17 protein-coding genes and 1 tRNA gene are annotated in these 16,097 nt (G+C 62.6%); 12 read left to right on the top strand and 6 right to left on the bottom strand.

The window, feature by feature from the left end; genetic code table 11:
* Nucleotides 1–17 precede the first annotated feature (17 nt).
* The 4 genes from WDB88_RS07340 to pdxH form a co-directional block, all read right to left on the bottom strand.
* Nucleotides 18–94, bottom strand: a tRNA-Pro gene (locus WDB88_RS07340).
* Between the two features lie 112 nt (nt 95–206).
* A complete protein-coding gene (locus WDB88_RS07335; RefSeq protein ID WP_339107028.1) occupies nt 207–743 on the bottom strand; it encodes a DUF192 domain-containing protein in 537 nt (178 codons plus the stop codon).
* Nucleotides 719–1,249, bottom strand: a complete 531-nt coding sequence (locus tag WDB88_RS07330; RefSeq protein WP_339107027.1) for a cold shock domain-containing protein — start codon at nt 1,247–1,249, stop codon at nt 719–721. Before WDB88_RS07330 ends, WDB88_RS07335 begins: the two co-directional genes overlap by 25 nt.
* A gap of 142 nt (nt 1,250–1,391) precedes the next feature.
* On the bottom strand, nt 1,392–2,015 hold the full coding sequence (pdxH, locus tag WDB88_RS07325; protein WP_339107026.1) for a pyridoxamine 5'-phosphate oxidase: 624 nt from the start codon (nt 2,013–2,015) through the stop codon (nt 1,392–1,394).
* A gap of 177 nt (nt 2,016–2,192) precedes the next feature.
* On the opposite strand from pdxH, the gene fabI reads away from it, so the two are divergent.
* The 3 genes from fabI to gpt are packed head-to-tail and all read left to right on the top strand — an operon-like array spanning nt 2,193 to nt 4,158.
* On the top strand, nt 2,193–3,014 hold the full coding sequence (gene fabI, locus WDB88_RS07320; RefSeq protein WP_339107025.1) for an enoyl-ACP reductase FabI: 822 nt from the start codon (nt 2,193–2,195) through the stop codon (nt 3,012–3,014).
* A gap of 4 nt (nt 3,015–3,018) precedes the next feature.
* Nucleotides 3,019–3,633, top strand: coding sequence for a LysE family translocator (locus tag WDB88_RS07315; protein ID WP_339107024.1), 615 nt, complete (start codon nt 3,019–3,021; stop codon nt 3,631–3,633).
* 15 nt (nt 3,634–3,648) lie between these two features.
* Nucleotides 3,649–4,158, top strand: a complete 510-nt coding sequence (gene gpt, locus WDB88_RS07310) for a xanthine phosphoribosyltransferase (protein WP_339107023.1) — start codon at nt 3,649–3,651, stop codon at nt 4,156–4,158.
* A gap of 23 nt (nt 4,159–4,181) precedes the next feature.
* Here gpt and WDB88_RS07305 read toward each other — a convergent pair whose 3' ends face one another.
* A complete protein-coding gene (locus WDB88_RS07305) occupies nt 4,182–4,631 on the bottom strand; it encodes a hypothetical protein (RefSeq protein ID WP_339107022.1) in 450 nt (149 codons plus the stop codon).
* Nucleotides 4,632–4,867: 236 nt separating this feature from the next.
* Here WDB88_RS07305 and WDB88_RS07300 point away from each other — a divergent pair, with 236 nt between their 5' ends.
* The 4 genes from WDB88_RS07300 (at nt 4,868) to WDB88_RS07285 (ending at nt 10,205) form a co-directional block, all read left to right on the top strand.
* Entirely contained in the window at nt 4,868–6,049 is a 1,182-nt protein-coding gene (locus WDB88_RS07300; protein ID WP_339107021.1) for an aminotransferase, read from the top strand.
* A gap of 111 nt (nt 6,050–6,160) precedes the next feature.
* Nucleotides 6,161–8,017, top strand: coding sequence for a SurA N-terminal domain-containing protein (locus tag WDB88_RS07295; RefSeq protein ID WP_339107020.1), 1,857 nt, complete (start codon nt 6,161–6,163; stop codon nt 8,015–8,017).
* A gap of 39 nt (nt 8,018–8,056) precedes the next feature.
* Nucleotides 8,057–9,562 (top strand): anthranilate synthase component I, encoded by a 1,506-nt coding sequence (trpE, locus tag WDB88_RS07290; RefSeq protein ID WP_339107019.1) that lies wholly within the window; start codon nt 8,057–8,059, stop codon nt 9,560–9,562.
* Between the two features lie 160 nt (nt 9,563–9,722).
* Entirely contained in the window at nt 9,723–10,205 is a 483-nt protein-coding gene (locus WDB88_RS07285) for a hypothetical protein (RefSeq protein WP_339107018.1), read from the top strand.
* A gap of 6 nt (nt 10,206–10,211) precedes the next feature.
* Here WDB88_RS07285 and WDB88_RS07280 read toward each other — a convergent pair whose 3' ends face one another.
* A complete protein-coding gene (locus tag WDB88_RS07280; protein ID WP_339107017.1) occupies nt 10,212–11,861 on the bottom strand; it encodes a divergent polysaccharide deacetylase family protein in 1,650 nt (549 codons plus the stop codon).
* A 101-nt stretch (nt 11,862–11,962) separates the two neighbouring features.
* On the opposite strand from WDB88_RS07280, the gene WDB88_RS07275 reads away from it, so the two are divergent.
* Genes WDB88_RS07275 through glp form a run of 5 tightly spaced genes read left to right on the top strand, consistent with a single transcriptional unit; the run spans nt 11,963 to nt 16,038 of the window.
* Complete coding sequence (locus WDB88_RS07275; protein WP_339107016.1) at nt 11,963–12,568, top strand: aminodeoxychorismate/anthranilate synthase component II; 606 nt, start codon at nt 11,963–11,965, stop codon at nt 12,566–12,568.
* Nucleotides 12,565–13,587, top strand: coding sequence for an anthranilate phosphoribosyltransferase (gene trpD / locus WDB88_RS07270; RefSeq protein WP_339107015.1), 1,023 nt, complete (start codon nt 12,565–12,567; stop codon nt 13,585–13,587). The genes WDB88_RS07275 and trpD overlap by 4 nt, the downstream gene beginning before the upstream one ends.
* The gene (trpC, locus tag WDB88_RS07265; RefSeq protein WP_339107014.1) at nt 13,584–14,378 is read left to right on the top strand and encodes an indole-3-glycerol phosphate synthase TrpC; all 795 of its coding nucleotides are present in this window, start codon (nt 13,584–13,586) and stop codon (nt 14,376–14,378) included. The genes trpD and trpC overlap by 4 nt, the downstream gene beginning before the upstream one ends.
* Entirely contained in the window at nt 14,375–14,851 is a 477-nt protein-coding gene (gene moaC, locus WDB88_RS07260) for a cyclic pyranopterin monophosphate synthase MoaC (protein ID WP_339107013.1), read from the top strand. Before trpC ends, moaC begins: the two co-directional genes overlap by 4 nt.
* Complete coding sequence (glp, locus tag WDB88_RS07255; RefSeq protein WP_339107012.1) at nt 14,848–16,038, top strand: gephyrin-like molybdotransferase Glp; 1,191 nt, start codon at nt 14,848–14,850, stop codon at nt 16,036–16,038. The genes moaC and glp overlap by 4 nt, the downstream gene beginning before the upstream one ends.
* The last annotated feature ends 59 nt before the right edge of the window (nt 16,039–16,097 follow it).

Below are 16,097 nucleotides of genomic sequence, written 5' to 3'. Positions count from 1 at the left end.
GGAACAACTTCTAAAAATGGTCGGGGCGGCGAGATTCGAACTCACGGCCTTCTGTACCCAAAACAGACGCGCTACCAGGCTGCGCTACGCCCCGACTGAAGGTCTGATAACGTCTCGCGACAGAAAGGGAAAGAGGCAAGTTGCCACTCCCGCCCGAACCTATCGGAGAAATACGCGTTTCGCGCGCCAAACCGGCCCCGCGCGGCCTATGGGGCGCAGGGAATGCGGGCCTTGCCGCTTTCGATCAGGGGATGGGACAGAATGCTGCCTGCCGCGATCTGGTGTGCGCGGGCCTGTCCCCCGTTCAATTCCAGCACAAAACGGGCCTTCCCTCCGGAAGCGATCGGCGTGTCGTCGCCCGGAATGGCATTTTCATGCACCGAGACGATCTGCCCCGCCGCATCGATAAACAGCATATCAAGCGGAATCAGCGTGTTGCGCATCCAGAAAGCGCGCGGGGCCTCATCGGGATAGACAAAAAGCATGCCCGCATCCTGCGGCAGGGTCTCGCGATACATCAGGCCACGGGCGCGTTGCTGCGCGGTTGTGGCCAATTCGATCCGGAACCGCGTGACCGCGGCCTTCGTGGCCCCCGTCAGGACGGCGGCATCCATCGCACAGGACACCGGTGCCGCCAGCACCGGAGCACCAATGGCAAGAAGGAGCGCGCAAAGCGCCGCCCCCAAAAAACCCGAAACACCCGGCCTGCGCCCCATATTCAGGACCGCAGCCCGCTTTCCCAAGACAGAACCTGCGCGGCCATGCGGCCCCGACGTCCCTCGATCACCTTCAGGCATACAGCCTCCCCCGGCGCCAGATCGGCAAAACCGGAACGGCGCAGCACTTCGATATGGATAAAGACATCCTCGGAGCGGCCGAACACATTGGCAAATCCGAAGCCCTTCACCTTATCAAACCACTTCACACGCACAGGCTCGAGCGGCAGATTTTCAAGATCGCTCGCTTCCGTTCCGTCGAGATCCTCGATCGGCGGAATATCATCGCTGTTCTCGGGCGGGTCGATCTGCAGGACCTCAACGGCCTGCCGCCCACGCGGGGTCTTCTGTACCCGAACAGAAATCAGGGCGTTATCCGCCACAGATCCCTGACCAAAGTTCCGCAGAACATTGGCATGGAGAAGGATATCGGGACCGCCCTCCCCATCAAGGATAAAACCGAACCCCTTGGCAGGGTCAAACCATTTGACCTTCCCTCGGAGTTCGCTCAATTCGTTCACACCGTCAATCATGTGTAATAGATCCGTCGAATAACTAGACACGTTGTGCCACATGGCCCAATGCAGCACGTCTCCTCATATCAAAGAGGTAACGTAACTGATTTGGAAAAAAAACGATTATTTTACCTCTATTGCAGTTCACGAAGCGTGAAATTCAAGGGTTTAAGCGCGAAACCGACCAATTTGACGTTACGTCAGCTCGTTCCCAACGGAACCGGTCATGCAAACGGAATGCGCCATCAGCCCAAAATTCAATCTCTACAGGAACGATACGGAACCCGCCCCAGAACGGGGGGCGCTTCGGGTTCGGCCCCTTGAGCGCCGTGATCTTTGCCACTTCGGCCATAAGATGGGCCCGGCTTTCGAGCGGCTGGCTCTGGTGGCTGGCCCATGCCCCGAGCCGCGACTTGAGCGAACGGGAGGCGTAATAGTCATCGGCTTGCGGCCCGTCCTCACGGCTGACAAGCCCGCGCACGCGGATCTGACGGCGCAGGGACTTCCAGTGCAGCACGAAGGCGGCCTTGCCCGCTCCATCAAGCTCTTGTGCCTTGCGCGATTCGTAATTGGTGTAAAAGACGAACGCCCCCCCCGAGGCGGCCTCGCCCCCCTCGATCTCTTTCAGCAGCACCATGCGGACATTCGGCAGGCCCTGCGCATCCACCGTCGACAGCGCGATCGCGTTCGGGTCATTGAGTTCGGTCTTTTCGGCCTCTTCCAGCCACGTCTGCGCAATGGCAAACGGGTCGCGCCCCGCAAATATCCCCTCGCGATCACTCATCGGCTCTGTCTCCGTCCTACATATTCAATTTTCCGCACGATCCGCGTTGCAAATCAGATGCGCCTCGCGCCACACCTTGCGCTTGCAGCAGCAGAATGCAAGCGCTGCACCTTGTTCTTTCGCTGCGTTTCTCTTAAGGCAATCCATCATAGCAGAGGGAAGCGGGGGAAACCTGACATGACCAATAATCTTATGGCAGGCAAACGCGGCCTGATCATGGGCCTGGCGAACGACAAATCCATCGCCTATGGCATTGCGAGACAACTTCGGGATGCGGGGGCGGAACTGGCCCTGTCCTATCATGGCGAGGCGCTGAAAAAACGCGTTGACCCGCTGGCGGTCGAGCTGGGATGCGACACCGTCATCGAATGCGATGCCTCGAATGGCGAGTCCATCGACGCGCTCTTCGCAGCGTTGAAAGAGAAATGGGGCAAGATCGACTTTCTCGTTCACGCCATCGGCTTCTCCGACAAGAACGAGCTGCGTGGCCGTTATGTCGACACCTCGCCGGAAAACTTCCGCCTGACGATGGATGTGTCGGTGTATTCCTTCACCGCCGTGTGCCGTCGCGCCGTCGAGATCATGCCCGAAGGCGGGTCGCTGCTGACGCTGACCTATTACGGTGCCGAGCAGGTGATGCCGCATTACAACGTGATGGGCGTCGCCAAAGCGGCGCTTGAGGCTTCGGTCAAATATATCGCGGAAGATGTGGGCAAGGACGGCATCCGCTGCAACGCGATTTCGGCCGGTCCGATCAAGACGCTGGCAGCCTCGGGGATCGGCGATTTCCGCTATATCCTGAAGTGGAACGAACTGAACTCGCCGCTGCGCCGCAATGTGACGCAGGACGAGGTCGGCAAGGCCGCACTGTTCCTGCTGTCGGATCTGGGCACCGCCACCACCGGCGAGACGCTGCATGTGGATGCAGGCTACCATGTCGTCGGCATGAAGGCCGTGGACGCGCCGGATATCGACGTCACCACCAAACGCAAGGACTGATCCTGTGCTGGGCGTTCTGGGCGCAATCTATCTGGTCCATCTGGCTGCGGCGATCTCGCCCGGTCCGGCGGTCCTGTTATGCGCCCGGACCAGCCTGCGTGAAGGATTTGCCCGCGGCAGCTGGCTTGCCGTGGGCATCGGTCTTGGGGCCTGCATCTGGGCGATGGCGGCGCTTTTCGGGCTGGCGCTGCTGTTCCAGATTGCCCCTGCCCTGCTGACCACCCTCAAATTCGCCGGTGCGGCCTATCTTCTGTATCTGGCGATCAAGATGTGGCGTCACGCGCCCGACCCGCTGGACGAGGCCCTGCCCGAAACCAAAGCTCCCCGCAGCCCGCTCGGGCTTATCTGGCTTGGTATCGCGACACAGCTGGCCAATCCGAAACCTGCGGTGTTTTTCGGCACGATTTTCCTGACATTCGTGCCGCCACATGCCCCCGCATGGCTCTATGCCGCGATTCTCGGCATTGTCTTTTTCAACGATGCGGGCTGGAATGTTATCGTTTCGCGTATTTTCTCGTTGGAACGGACCCGCCGCGCCTATCTGAACCTCAAATCCACGATAGACCGTGTCTTTGGCGGTCTGTTGGGCCTTCTGGGCCTGAAACTCGCGATCAGTTGATCTAAGGAACACGCCATGACCACCCGTCTGCCCCATGAAAAAGGCTTTCATATCAGCTGGGACCAGATTCACCGCGATGCCCGCGCGCTGGCGTGGCGTCTGGACGGGAAAGGCCCGATCGAGGGCAACTGGTCGGCGGTGGTCGGCATTACGCGCGGTGGCCTTGTGCCAGCGATGATCATGGCGCGCGAACTCGATATCCGCACCGTCGATACGATTTCGGTGAAAAGCTACAACCACCAGTCGCGCACCGAACCGCATGTCATCAAGCCGCCGCAGGCCGATATCATGGGGGCGGATGGCGAAGGGGTGCTGATCGTGGATGATCTGGTCGATACGGGCCGGACGCTGGAGCTTGTGCGCTCGCTCTACCCCAAGGCGCATTTCGCCACCATCTACGCAAAACCGATGGGGGTGCCGATGGTTGACAGCTATGTGACCGAGGTTTCCCAGGACACATGGATCTTCTTCCCTTGGGATATGGCGCTGCAATATGTGCAGCCCTATCGCGGCACGGATGCCTGACCAAAGTCAGTCATTCCTCCGGTCTATGCCGATTGCCCGTCAAAGCTGGCAATAAGCTGGTCTGCGCCAAGCGGGCTGGTCTGGTTCAACCGGATCGCCCCGTTCCGCCCCATCACGATGATGCGGAACCCGCCCGTGCGGTCCAGCCCCCCGTTTGCCCCCCCGTCCCCGCTGTCTGACGCGGCGGTATCGGACAGCACCACGATATCACGCGCCGAAAGATCCTTGCTGGCAGAGCGAAGATTGGCCATCTGGACCTGATAGGCCGGATCGTCGGGTGTATCGGCCAGCACGATCACGGGCCGGAATGTCGTCGGACCAGCCTCCAGCGCCGCCCGTGCATCGCCTAGCGGCAAAAACACCCCCGTCGGCTGTGCTTCGGCATGCCCCACCACATCGATGATCGCCCATGTCGACACGGCAACAGCTCCCGCATAGGCGACGCAGCGCAAGACCCCCGACAGATACGGCATGGGCAACTCCTTTCCGTTATGACCTTCCTCCACACAGGCCGGCGTCGAAATCGCCGCAGAGCCGTCACCGTATGGACCATGCTCTTTCAACGTCGCGACCCCGTATTTTGTTCAGTACAAATCCGTGATCCGCGGCTGCGGGCGAGAATATCGCGGGGCTTGCGTAGAAATCGGGCGAATGGCCTTGCCCTTATGCGGCCAAGCTGATCCATTGGCGCCAAGTTTATGAGGATAAAATGACGCTCACGCCCCTTGCCCCGCCTATGGCTGCCACCTTTGCTCCGCCGGTGATGGAGGCGCGGCGCTGGCTTGAAGGGGTGGACTTCCCGCCGGAACGCCCGCTGATCAATGTCAGCCAGGCCGCCCCCGTGGCCGCTCCGCCCGAAGGGCTGCGCCGCGCGATTGCCGAGGCGGCGCTGACACAGGTCGAGGCGCATCTTTACGGCCCTGTTCTGGGGCTGCCCGAGTTACGTGCCGAACTGGCCAGCCAGTGGTCGGCTGCCTATGGCGGTGCGTTACGCGCGGAGCATGTCGCCATTACGCAAGGCTGCAATCAGGCGTTTGCCGCCGCGATGGCAACCCTTGCCGCCCCCGGAGACGAGGTGATCCTGCCGACGCCGTGGTACTTCAACCACAAGATGTGGTGCGACATGGCCTCGGTCAAAGCCGTGCCGCTGGCCACGGGGCCCGATCTGCTGCCCGACCCCGAAAAGGCGCGCGCGCTAATCACCCCGCGCACCCGTGCCATCATCCTGATCACCCCCAATAATCCGGGGGGCGTGGAATATCCGCCAGCCCTTGTGCAAGCCTTCATGGATCTGGCGCGCGCGCATAAAATCGCGCTGATCCTCGATGAAACCTATCGCGATTTCGACAGCCGCGATACGCGCCCGCACGAGCTGTTTACCGATCCCGACTGGGGCGACACGCTGATCCATCTCTATTCCTTCTCCAAGGCCTACCGGCTGACGGGCCACCGCGTGGGCGCGATGGTCGCGTCTGAGGCGCGTCTGGCCCAAGTCGAGAAATTCCTTGATACGGTCGCCATCTGCGCCGGACAGCTGGGCCAGATCGGCGCGCTCTGGGGTATGCGCAATCTGGGCGACTGGGTGGCAGGCGAACGCGCCGAAATCCTGTCGCGCCGTGCGGCGATGATCGAAGGCTTCGCGCGGCTGGGCGATTGGCGCCTGATGGGATGCGGGGCCTATTTCGCCTATGTCGAGCATCCATTTGCGCTCTCCTCCCCCGAGGCGGCGAAAGAGCTGGTGCGGCAGGCGGGCGTTCTGCTTCTGCCCGGCACGATGTTCATGCCCGAGACCGATCCCGCAGGCCAGCGCCAGTTCCGCATCGCCTTCGCCAATATCGATCGCGGCGGGATTTCGATGCTGATGGACCGCCTTTCTGCCGTTTCCCTGTGAAACAATGCCCTGACATCCCCGCGAGCGGCGCTGCAACGCTTGCGGGCTGGCAGAGTTGCGCCTAAACACCCCCTAGAAAACTGACAGGCATACCCCCGAGCGGAGGAACTGATGGCAAATAAGCTGCGTACGCATGGCAAGAACACCATTGTCTGGGTTCTGCTCGGACTCATCGTCATTGGCCTGATCGGCTTTTCGGCGCATAATTTCGGAAGCAGCACCGCCAGCATCGGCTCTGTCGGCGGCACCAAGATCAGCACCAATGACTATGCGCGCGCCTTGCAGCAGGAACAGAATGCCATGCAGGCGCAGGCGGGCAAACCGCTGAGCTTCCAGCAATTCCAGATGATGGGTCTGGACCGCCGCGTGCAGGGACAGCTTTTCGGTGAGGCCGCTTTTGAAAATGCCGCCGCCACGCTGGGTATTTCGGTCAGCGATCAGGAACTGGCAGACCGGATCACACAGATTCAGGCTTTCCAGAATGCTGCAGGCGATTTCGACCGCACCGCCTACGAGATGGCCCTGCGCAATCAGGGCATGAAGCAACGCGAGTTCGAACAGAAGCTGCGCGCAGAAATGGCCCGCTCTATCGTGCAAAGCGCCATCGCGTCGGGGGTTCATGCGCCCGATGCCGAGGTCAATGCCTATGCGAATTACATGGCGCAGACCCGCACCGTCTCCTGGGCCGAAGTGACCCGTCAGGATCTGGCCGCCGCGCTGCCCACGCCCAGCGAGGACGAGCTGAAAGCATGGCATGACCAGCATTCCGACAAATTCATGTCGCCCGAGACGAAACAGATCACCTATGTCTGGATCTCGCCCGACATGATTGCGGATAAGGTGCAGGTCAATGAAGACGCGCTGAAAAAGGAATACGAGTCGCGTATCGACGAATTCCAGCAACCCGAGCGCCGCCTTGTCGAGCGTCTGGTCTATCCCGATATGGAGAGCGCCAAGGCCGCGCGCGCGGCACTGGATGCAGGCGATAAGGATTTCGCCGCGCTGGCACAGGATCGTGGCCTCACCTTGCAGGACGCCGATATGGGCGATGTGACCGAAAGCGATCTGGGCAAGGCAGGCAAAGACGTGTTTGCCGCCGCCGAAAACAGCGTTGTGGGCCCCGTCGAGACCGATCTCGGCCCTGCCCTGTTCCGCGTGAACGGCATTCTGGCCGCCACGAACCGTAGCTTCGACGAAGTCCGCTCGGAGCTCGGGGACGAGGCCAGCCACGAAACGGCACGCCGCCAGATCGCCGCCGAGCGCAGCAAGCTGGAAGATGATCTGGCAGGCGGCGCGACCTTGGAAGACATGGCCAAAGACACCGATATGCAACTGGGCACGCTGGATTACGGCCCCCAGAGCGAAGGTGGTCTGGCAGGCTATGCCGCCTTCCGTCAGGCCGCAGAGGCGGTCCAAATCGACGACTTCCCCGAGATTGTCGAACTGGAAGACGGTGGCCTCTTCGCGCTGCGTCTTGATGGCACGACGCCCGCCGCCGTGATCCCCTTCGATACATCGAAAGATCAGGTCAAAGCCGATTGGGAAGCCGCCAAGCTGCTTGAGGCCAAACAGGCCCGCGCCGACGAGGCTGTGAAAGCCGTCACCGGCAAGGCCGATACCCAGCTCAGCGCGACCGGCCTTCTAACGACCGACAGCCCCAATCTGAGCCGCGGCAGCTATCTGGAGGACCTCTCGCAGGTTGCGCTTGCAAAGGCCTTCACGCTCAAGCTGAACGAGGCCGCGAAGGTCACCGATGGCAGCAAGGTCTATGTGGTGCGTCCGGTGCTGATCTCGCAGCCCGACCTGTCCAGCGACAAGAATGCCAAGATGGTCGACAGCCTGCGCGATCAGGTCTCGCAATCTCTGGCCAATGACATGCTCGACCTCTATGCGCGCACCGTGCAGTCCGAAGCCGGCATGCAGATCAATTCGAACGCCATCAGTGGCGTGAATGCGCAGATGCGCTAACCCTTAACCCAGCCAATCCATCAGCTCAGGAGGTTCGACATGGTTGCTCTATCCCCGTCTTTCGAGGCGTTCGACTCCGGCTGGCAAGACGGAAAGAACCAACTGGTCTATGCACGGCTCGCCGCCGATCTGGATACGCCCGTTTCGCTGATGCTCAAACTGACCGACGCCTCGAAAAACAGCTTCATGCTGGAATCGGTGACCGGTGGCGAGGTGCGCGGGCGCTATTCCTTCGTCGGGATGAAGCCCGATGTCATCTGGGAATGCCGTGGCGAGACGGCCCGCATCAACCGCTCGGCACGGTTCGAAGACACCTTCGAGGCGCTTGACGGCCATCCGCTGGACAGCCTGCGGGCGCTGATTGCCGAAAGCCGCATCGACATGCCCGAGGATCTGCCTCCAGGGGCTGCGGGTCTGTTCGGCTATCTGGGCTATGACATGATCCGTCTTGTCGAGCATCTGCCCGATGTGAACCCCGATCCGCTGGGCGTGCCCGATGCGGTGCTGATGCGGCCTTCGGTGATTGCCGTTCTGGACGGGGTGAAGGGCGAGGTCATTCTTTGTGCGCCAGCCTGGACCGGCTCGGGGCTGTCGGCGCGCGCCGCCTATGCGCAGGCCGCAGAACGGGTGATGGATGCGCTGCGCGACCTTGATCGCACCCCCAACCAGCCGCGCGAGATGGGCGAGAATTTCACCGTGGGCGAGCTGCGGTCCAATTTCACCCGCGAAAGCTATATGGCGGCGGTCGAAAAGGCCAAGGACTATATCCGCGCAGGCGATATCTTCCAATGTGTGCCCGCCCAGCGTTGGTCGGCAGATTTCCCACTGCCGCCCTTCTCGCTCTATCGGTCCCTGCGCCGCACCAACCCCTCGCCTTTCATGTTCTACCTCAATTTCGGTGGCTTCCAGATTGTCGGTGCCTCGCCGGAAATTCTGGTGCGCGTGCGCGATAGCGAGGTCACGATCCGTCCCATCGCAGGCACCCGTCCACGCGGAGCCACCCCCGAGGAGGATCGCGCCTTGGAGGCCGATCTGCTTTCGGACAAGAAAGAGCTGGCGGAACATCTGATGCTTCTGGATCTGGGGCGCAACGATGTGGGCCGCGTCTCGAAGATCGGCACGGTACATCCGACCGAGAAATTCATCATCGAGCGTTACAGCCACGTGATGCACATCGTCTCCAACGTGGTCGGCGAGATCTCGGACGACCATGACGCGCTTTCCGCGCTTCTGGCCGGTCTGCCGGCGGGCACCGTTTCCGGTGCGCCCAAGGTGCGCGCGATGCAGATCATCGACGAGCTGGAACCCGAGAAACGCTGCATCTATGGCGGCGGGGTGGGCTATTTCGCGGCCAATGGCGAGATGGATATGTGCATCGCGCTGCGCACAGCGGTCGTCAAGGACCAGACGCTGTATATCCAAGCCGGTGGTGGCGTGGTCTATGACAGCGATCCGGCGGCGGAATACGAGGAAACGGTCAACAAATCCAAAGCGTTACGAAAAGCAGCCGAGGATGCGGGGCTGTTTGCGCATGGCCGCAACTAAGCCGCTCTTCTAGAACGTCAAGGCCCGCTATGCGGGCCTTTTTTATGTCCGAAATGCCGCTGGCCCCCTTGTGTCCGGCAGAGCGCGGCGCAATGATGCCCATGTTTTAAGCGTTATGATATTTTTCAGTTCTTTTCATAAGCATTTCTAGGAGCCTCCCATGCGACGCAGTCAAATCCTCGGTTTTTTGCTGGTACTTTCGGCCCTCAATCTGGCCGCTATGGTGCCCGGCGGTTTTGTCGAAACCCGCCACTTCCCCGATTATAGCGTGACCACCCTTGCCGCGTTCAACGTTTTTCTGACCCTGCTCGGGCTGGTCAGCCTTGCCATGGGGATCCGGTTCATGCGCCGGACCGAGGCCCTCTGGGCGCCGATCCTGCTCTCCTTGGGGTTTCTGGCCGTCTATGTCGCGGATCTGGCAAAGATCTTTCCCGTCGCGACAGAGCCCATGTCGATGGTCCTCAAGGCCCTCGAAGTCTTTGGCAGCCTTCTAGCGGGCGTTACCATCGTGCTTGGTCTGCCCCTGCTGGCCAGACCGCATGAAAGCCATAAGCGCCGCCTGTTCCTGCCGGTCTGGGCGCTATGGGCCTTGGGGCTTCTGGCGGTGATGATCGTGATTTTCGCCACGCTCTCGGCGATGTAGGCCGCGCTACGGCTCTGCAAACTGTGCCGTCACCGGCGAAAGCACCACACCATCATGCTGGCCATCCGCCCAGTCACGCAGACCGGCAATCGATTCCGGCCAAGCCGTCAGCATCACAACCGCCTTGCCGTCACGCTTGGCCTCGAACTCCGCGCGCACCAGTTCGCGCGCGATCCGGCTGGCCCGTTCGCGCCCGTCATCCAGCACGCGCCAGATTCTGGCCTCCGGCCAGTTCTGGCTTTGCGCAAGCTGGTCGGTTGCATTGCTGCCCTTGTCCTGCGTGACAAGCGCCAGCCCGTCGCGCTGCGCCAGCTCCATCAGATGCTGCGCAAGCTGGCGGTTGTTCTGCACCACAGGCTGCACAGGCTCGACAAGCGCCACGGCTTGCGGAACGGCCTGCCGCCATGCCTCCATTGCGACATCCAGATCCTGTGCGGTCGGGGCCTCGGGCAGCCCCGTCATCAGGATAGCCACCTCGACCCCTGCGGCATGATAGGCCTGCGCCGCCATGCGGGCATCCGCCCGCGACGGGTCCAGCACGATCGTCACCGGAAAGCCGAGAGTACGCAGGGTCGTCTCGTCCAGCCCGCCTTTCGCGATCCCGCGGTCGATCAGCATCACCGAAAACAGCGATGTGTCGGCGGGGGCGCTGAAACCGGCCCTGAACCGTTGCCAGGCAGGCGTGTCACCTGCTCCGCCCGCGTCCGGACCGCCTGCCAAGGGGGCCTCGATATGCGCAAGCCGGTCCGTGGGAATGGCGGGGTCCGCGCTTGGGCGCGGCTGTTCACCAGCGGCAAAGACCCGTGGTTTCTGCACGCGGCCATCCGGCAAGACCTGCGATCCGTCCGGCAGAAGCACGATCTCCTGCGCGGTAGAGGCAGCGGGCCGGGGCTCGGTTTGGCCCAAAGCGGCAGGGGGCACGACCTTTGGCTCTTCGACCGCTTCGGCCCCAGGAAGATCGGGCACCACCACCTCGCCCGGAGGCGGTACGGGGATCTGTTCGATGGCAGAGGGCGCCGTGGCCTGCGCATCCTCGGCGGTCTGTGCGGCCTTGGGGTCCGGCGCGGCCTGCCCTGCCGCCGGACGCGGGGCCGGATCGGACAAACGGGCAAATGCCGCATCTCCGCTCCCGTTTTGCACCGGAGCAGGCATGCGCGCATCATGCCGGTCGCCGGCGGGGTCAGACAGCGTTTCGCCGAAGGCAGGAGGTGCATTGGTCGAATCATCGGGGGCCGGAAGCGCCTGCGGCAGACTCGGGCTCTGGTCCGGCACGGGTAACGGCTCGGGCGACAGCACCGATGGGGCAGAGAGGCCATGACCGGCACTCTGGCCCGACCCTGCCGCCTGAGGCGCGCCACCTGCCCGAGCGCCATCGGCAATACGCTCCGTTTCGCCCGTCAGTCCTGCGCTGCTCTGGTTACCGGCAGGCAGGCTCTGTGGAAGCTGCGCTGCATCCTGCCTGCCCACGGGGGCCATCAACGAAACCGCACCCAATCCGAGCACGGAAACGATGGCTCCGGCTGCAACTCCGGATAACAGGCCTCGCACCATCAGGCAAACTCCCTCGTTCTTGCCATTCTCACCGCATAGAGACACGAATTCATGGGTCCCGCCCTTGACCATCGCGCCACGCTGCGGGCATCTATAGCGCGACATCCATCCCGGATCACCCCGGAAAACAGCCACGCAGCGCAAAGCCTGCATCCGCGTGGCCAAAACACTTCCCCGGTACCGGCCCGAAGGCGATAGGCGACCACATGCTACTTCTTATCGATAACTATGACAGCTTCACCTATAATCTGGTGCATTATTTCGGAGAAGTCGGTGCCGATGTAAAAGTTGTCCGCAATGACGCGCTGAACACCCAAGAGGCGATGGGCATGGGCGCCGAGGCCCTTGTGCTCTCGCCCGGTCCGGGCACGCCCGCGCAATCGGGGATCTGTGTACCGCTGACTCTTGCCGCCTTCGAGGCGGGGGTGCCGCTATTCGGCGTGTGCTTGGGCCAGCAAACGATTGGCGAGGCCTTTGGCGGCGATGTCGTGCGCCACACGGAAATCGTGCATGGCAAGATGGGCACCATCCATCACAATGGCAAAGGCGTGTTCCGCGGGCTGCCCTCGCCGCTTCAGGCCACGCGCTACCATTCGCTGGTGGTGGATCGCGAGACCCTGCCCGATTGCCTAGAGGTCACCGCTTGGCTGGAAGATGGCACCATCATGGGGCTGCGCCACAAAGAGAAGCTGATCGAGGGGGTGCAATTCCACCCCGAGTCCATTGCCTCGGAACATGGTCACCAGATGATCCGCAACTTCCTTGAGGATGCGGGCGTGACGCTGAAAGACATGAAGGGCCAAGAGGCATGAGCGATGCAATGAAACCGCTGATCTTTGCGGCCTCCGAGGGACCGCTCAGCCGTGCGCAGGCCGAACATGCCTTCACCCTGCTGTTTCAGGGCGAGGCAACGCCTGCCCAGATCGCAGGGCTTCTGATGGCGATGCGCGCGCGCGGCGAAAGCGTCAGCGAATATGCCGCAGCGGCGGCTGCCATGCGCGCCGCCTGCGTGCCGATTAACGCGCCCGAGGGGGCGATGGATATCGTGGGCACCGGTGGCGATGGCAAGCACACGCTGAATATCTCGACCGCGACGGCCTTTGTGGTGGCGGGGGCCGGCGTGCCTGTGGCCAAACATGGCAACCGCGCGGCCTCGTCCAAGTCGGGGACGGCGGACGTGCAGGGCGAGCTGGGCATCAATGTGATGGCGGGCGTGGAAGCTGCGCAGAAATCGCTGGCGGAAGCCGGTATCGGCTTTCTGATGGCGCAGGTCCATCACCCCGCCATGCGCCATGTGGGGCCTGTGCGGGCCGAATTGGGCTGCAAGACCATTTTCAACATCCTCGGGCCACTGACCAACCCCGCAGGCGTCAAGCGCCAGCTGACGGGTGTCTTTGCCCCCGATCTGATCTGGCCGATGGCCGAGACCTTGCAGCTTCTGGGCAGTGAAAAGGCGTGGCTCGTCTATGGCTCGGATGGCACCGACGAGATTACCATCACCGGTTCGACCACCGTGGCGGCACTCGAGAATAACCAGATCCGCGAATTCGAGATCCACCCCGAGGATGCAGGCCTTCCCGTGCATCCCTTCCGCGATATCGTGGGGGGAACGGCGGCCGAAAATGCCACCGCGCTCCGCGCGATCTTCGGCGGTGAGACATGCGCCTATCGCGATGCGGTGCTGCTGAATGCAGCCGCAGCCTTGGTTGTGGCCGATCGGGCCGCCAACCTGAAAGAGGGCGCTGAAATTGCCGCCCACTCCATCGACAGCGGGGCCGCGCTGCGCGCCCTCGAGACGCTTGCCAAGATCACGCAGGAGGCCACGGCATGAGCACCATTCTGGACAAGATCAAGGCCTATAAGCTGGAAGAAGTGGCCGCCGCCAAACAGGCCCGCCCGCTGGCAGGTCTAGAGGCCGAGGCCCGCGCGCAGGCACCCACACGTGGCTTTGCCAAGGCGCTCTCTGCAAAAGCCGCCGAGGGGTACGGGCTGATTGCCGAGATCAAGAAAGCCTCGCCCTCCAAGGGCCTCATCCGCCCCGATTTCGACCCGCCGAGCCTTGCGAAAGCCTATGAGGAAGGCGGCGCGGCCTGTCTTTCGGTGCTGACCGATACGCCGTCCTTCCAAGGCGCGCCCGAGTTCCTGAGGCAGGCGCGCGCGGCCTGTTCCCTGCCCGCTTTGCGCAAGGACTTCATGTATGACACCTATCAGGTGACCGAAGCCCGTGCTTGGGGCGCCGATTGTATCCTGATCATTCTGGCCTCGGTCGAGGATGGGCAGGCCGCCGAGCTTGAAGCTGCGGCCTTTGACTATGGGATGGATGTGCTGCTTGAGGTGCATAACCGCGAAGAGCTGGATCGTGCATTGGCGCTGAAATCGGCCCTGATGGGGGTGAACAACCGCAACCTCAAGACCTTCGAGGTCACGCTGGATGTCACCCGCGAATTGGCGCCCGTGATCCTTGAGGAAGGCCGCGATCTGGTCTGTGAAAGCGGCATCTTCACCACCGAAGACATGGCCGATATGGCGGGTGTGGGCGCGCGGCGCTTCCTGATCGGGGAAAGCCTGATGCGTCAGGATGATGTGGCGGCAGCCACCAAAGCCCTGCTGACCCTGCCATGAGCCTCTCGCATTTCGACGCTGCGGGTCAGGCCCATATGGTCGATGTCTCGGACAAACCCGTGACCGCCCGCGTGGCCGTGGCGCGCGGCCATGTGGTGATGACGCCCGAGACGCTGGCCTATGTGACACAGGGCACCACCAAGAAGGGCGATGTGCTGGGGATTGCGCGGATTGCGGGCATTCAGGCCACCAAACGCACCGCCGATCTGATCCCGCTGTGCCACCCGCTGCCGATCACCAAGGTCTCGGTGGATCTGACCCCCGATGAGACCCTGCCCGGTGTGCGGGTCGAAGCCACGGTGAAGACCACCGGCCAGACCGGCGTTGAAATGGAGGCTCTGACCGCTGTGTCGGTCGCCTGCCTGACCGTCTATGACATGCTCAAGGCGGTCGAGAAATCCATGCGGATCGAGGGGATCGAGGTCGTGCTGAAGGATGGCGGCAAATCGGGCCGCTACGAGGTGGGTGCATGAGCCTGCTACCTGTCGAAGACGCGCTGGAGCGGGTTCTGGCACTGGTTGCGCCCCTACCGGCTGAAACCGTGCCCCTGCGCGAAGGGGCTGGCCGCGTGATGACCATGCCCGTCACGGCGGGACTGACGCAGCCGCCGTTCTCGGGCTCGGCGATGGATGGCTATTGGCTCGATGCGGCGGACCATCTGCCCTCGGCCAAGCTGCAGGTGGTGGGCGAGTCCGCTGCGGGCCGCAGCTATCAGGGTGAGATCACTCAAGGTCAGGCGATCCGCATCTTCACAGGTGCCCCCGTGCCCCGCGAGGGCGGCGTGGTGGTCTTGCAGGAAAACACCACCCGCGAGGGCGATTGGGTCACGCTGGCGGACAGCCTGTCGGGCAATGGCAACATCCGCCCCAAGGGGCAGGATTTTGCCAAAGGCGCGCCCTTCCACCCTGACCGTCCGCTCAATGCGCGCGATCTGGGGCTGTTGGCGGCGATGAATGTCGCGCAGCTTGAGGTGCATCGCAAACCGGTGGTGGCAATCATTGCCACCGGCGACGAGCTGGTCATGCCCGGCGAGACCCCCGGCCCCGATCAGATCATCTCGTCCAATAGTTTTATCGTGGCCGCTCAGGTCGAGGCGATGGGCGGCATCGCGCGGATGCTGCCGATTGCCCGCGACGACCGCGAGAGCCTGCGCATGGTCTTTGATCTGGCCAAAGGGGCGGATCTGATCGTGACCTCGGGCGGCGCCTCGGTGGGCGATCATGATCTGGTGGGCGAGGTCGCGGCAGAGCTGGGGCTTGAGCGCAGCTTCTGGAAAATCGCCATGCGTCCGGGCAAGCCGCTGATGGCGGGACGGATGGGGGAGGCGGTTCTGCTGGGGCTGCCGGGCAATCCGGTCTCGGCCACGGTCTGCGCCGAGCTGTTCCTGAAGCCGATGCTGGCCAAGATGCAGGGGCGCGATCCGCAGATCACCCCGCGCCGCGCGGTGCTGGGGCGTGATCTCGGGCCGACAGGACCGCGCACCCATTACATGCGCGCCTGTCTGAGCGCGCCCGACGGGCTGCCGGTGATCATGCCCTTCGACAATCAGGACAGTGCGATCCTGTCGATCCTTGCCCAAGCCGATGCCCTGTTGATTTGCGAACGCGACAGCGGGCCGCACAAACAGGGAACGGAGATGTGCTATCTGCCTTTGATGTAAATGAAAATCCTGTTCCGCAATTGACACGGAACAGGAACACAGATAGAACTTTAAACGAA

It is taken from the genome of Thioclava sp. GXIMD4216 (assembly GCF_037949285.1).
Taxonomy (GTDB): domain Bacteria; phylum Pseudomonadota; class Alphaproteobacteria; order Rhodobacterales; family Rhodobacteraceae; genus Thioclava; species Thioclava litoralis.
This window is presented reverse-complemented; position numbering and strand designations above follow the sequence as displayed.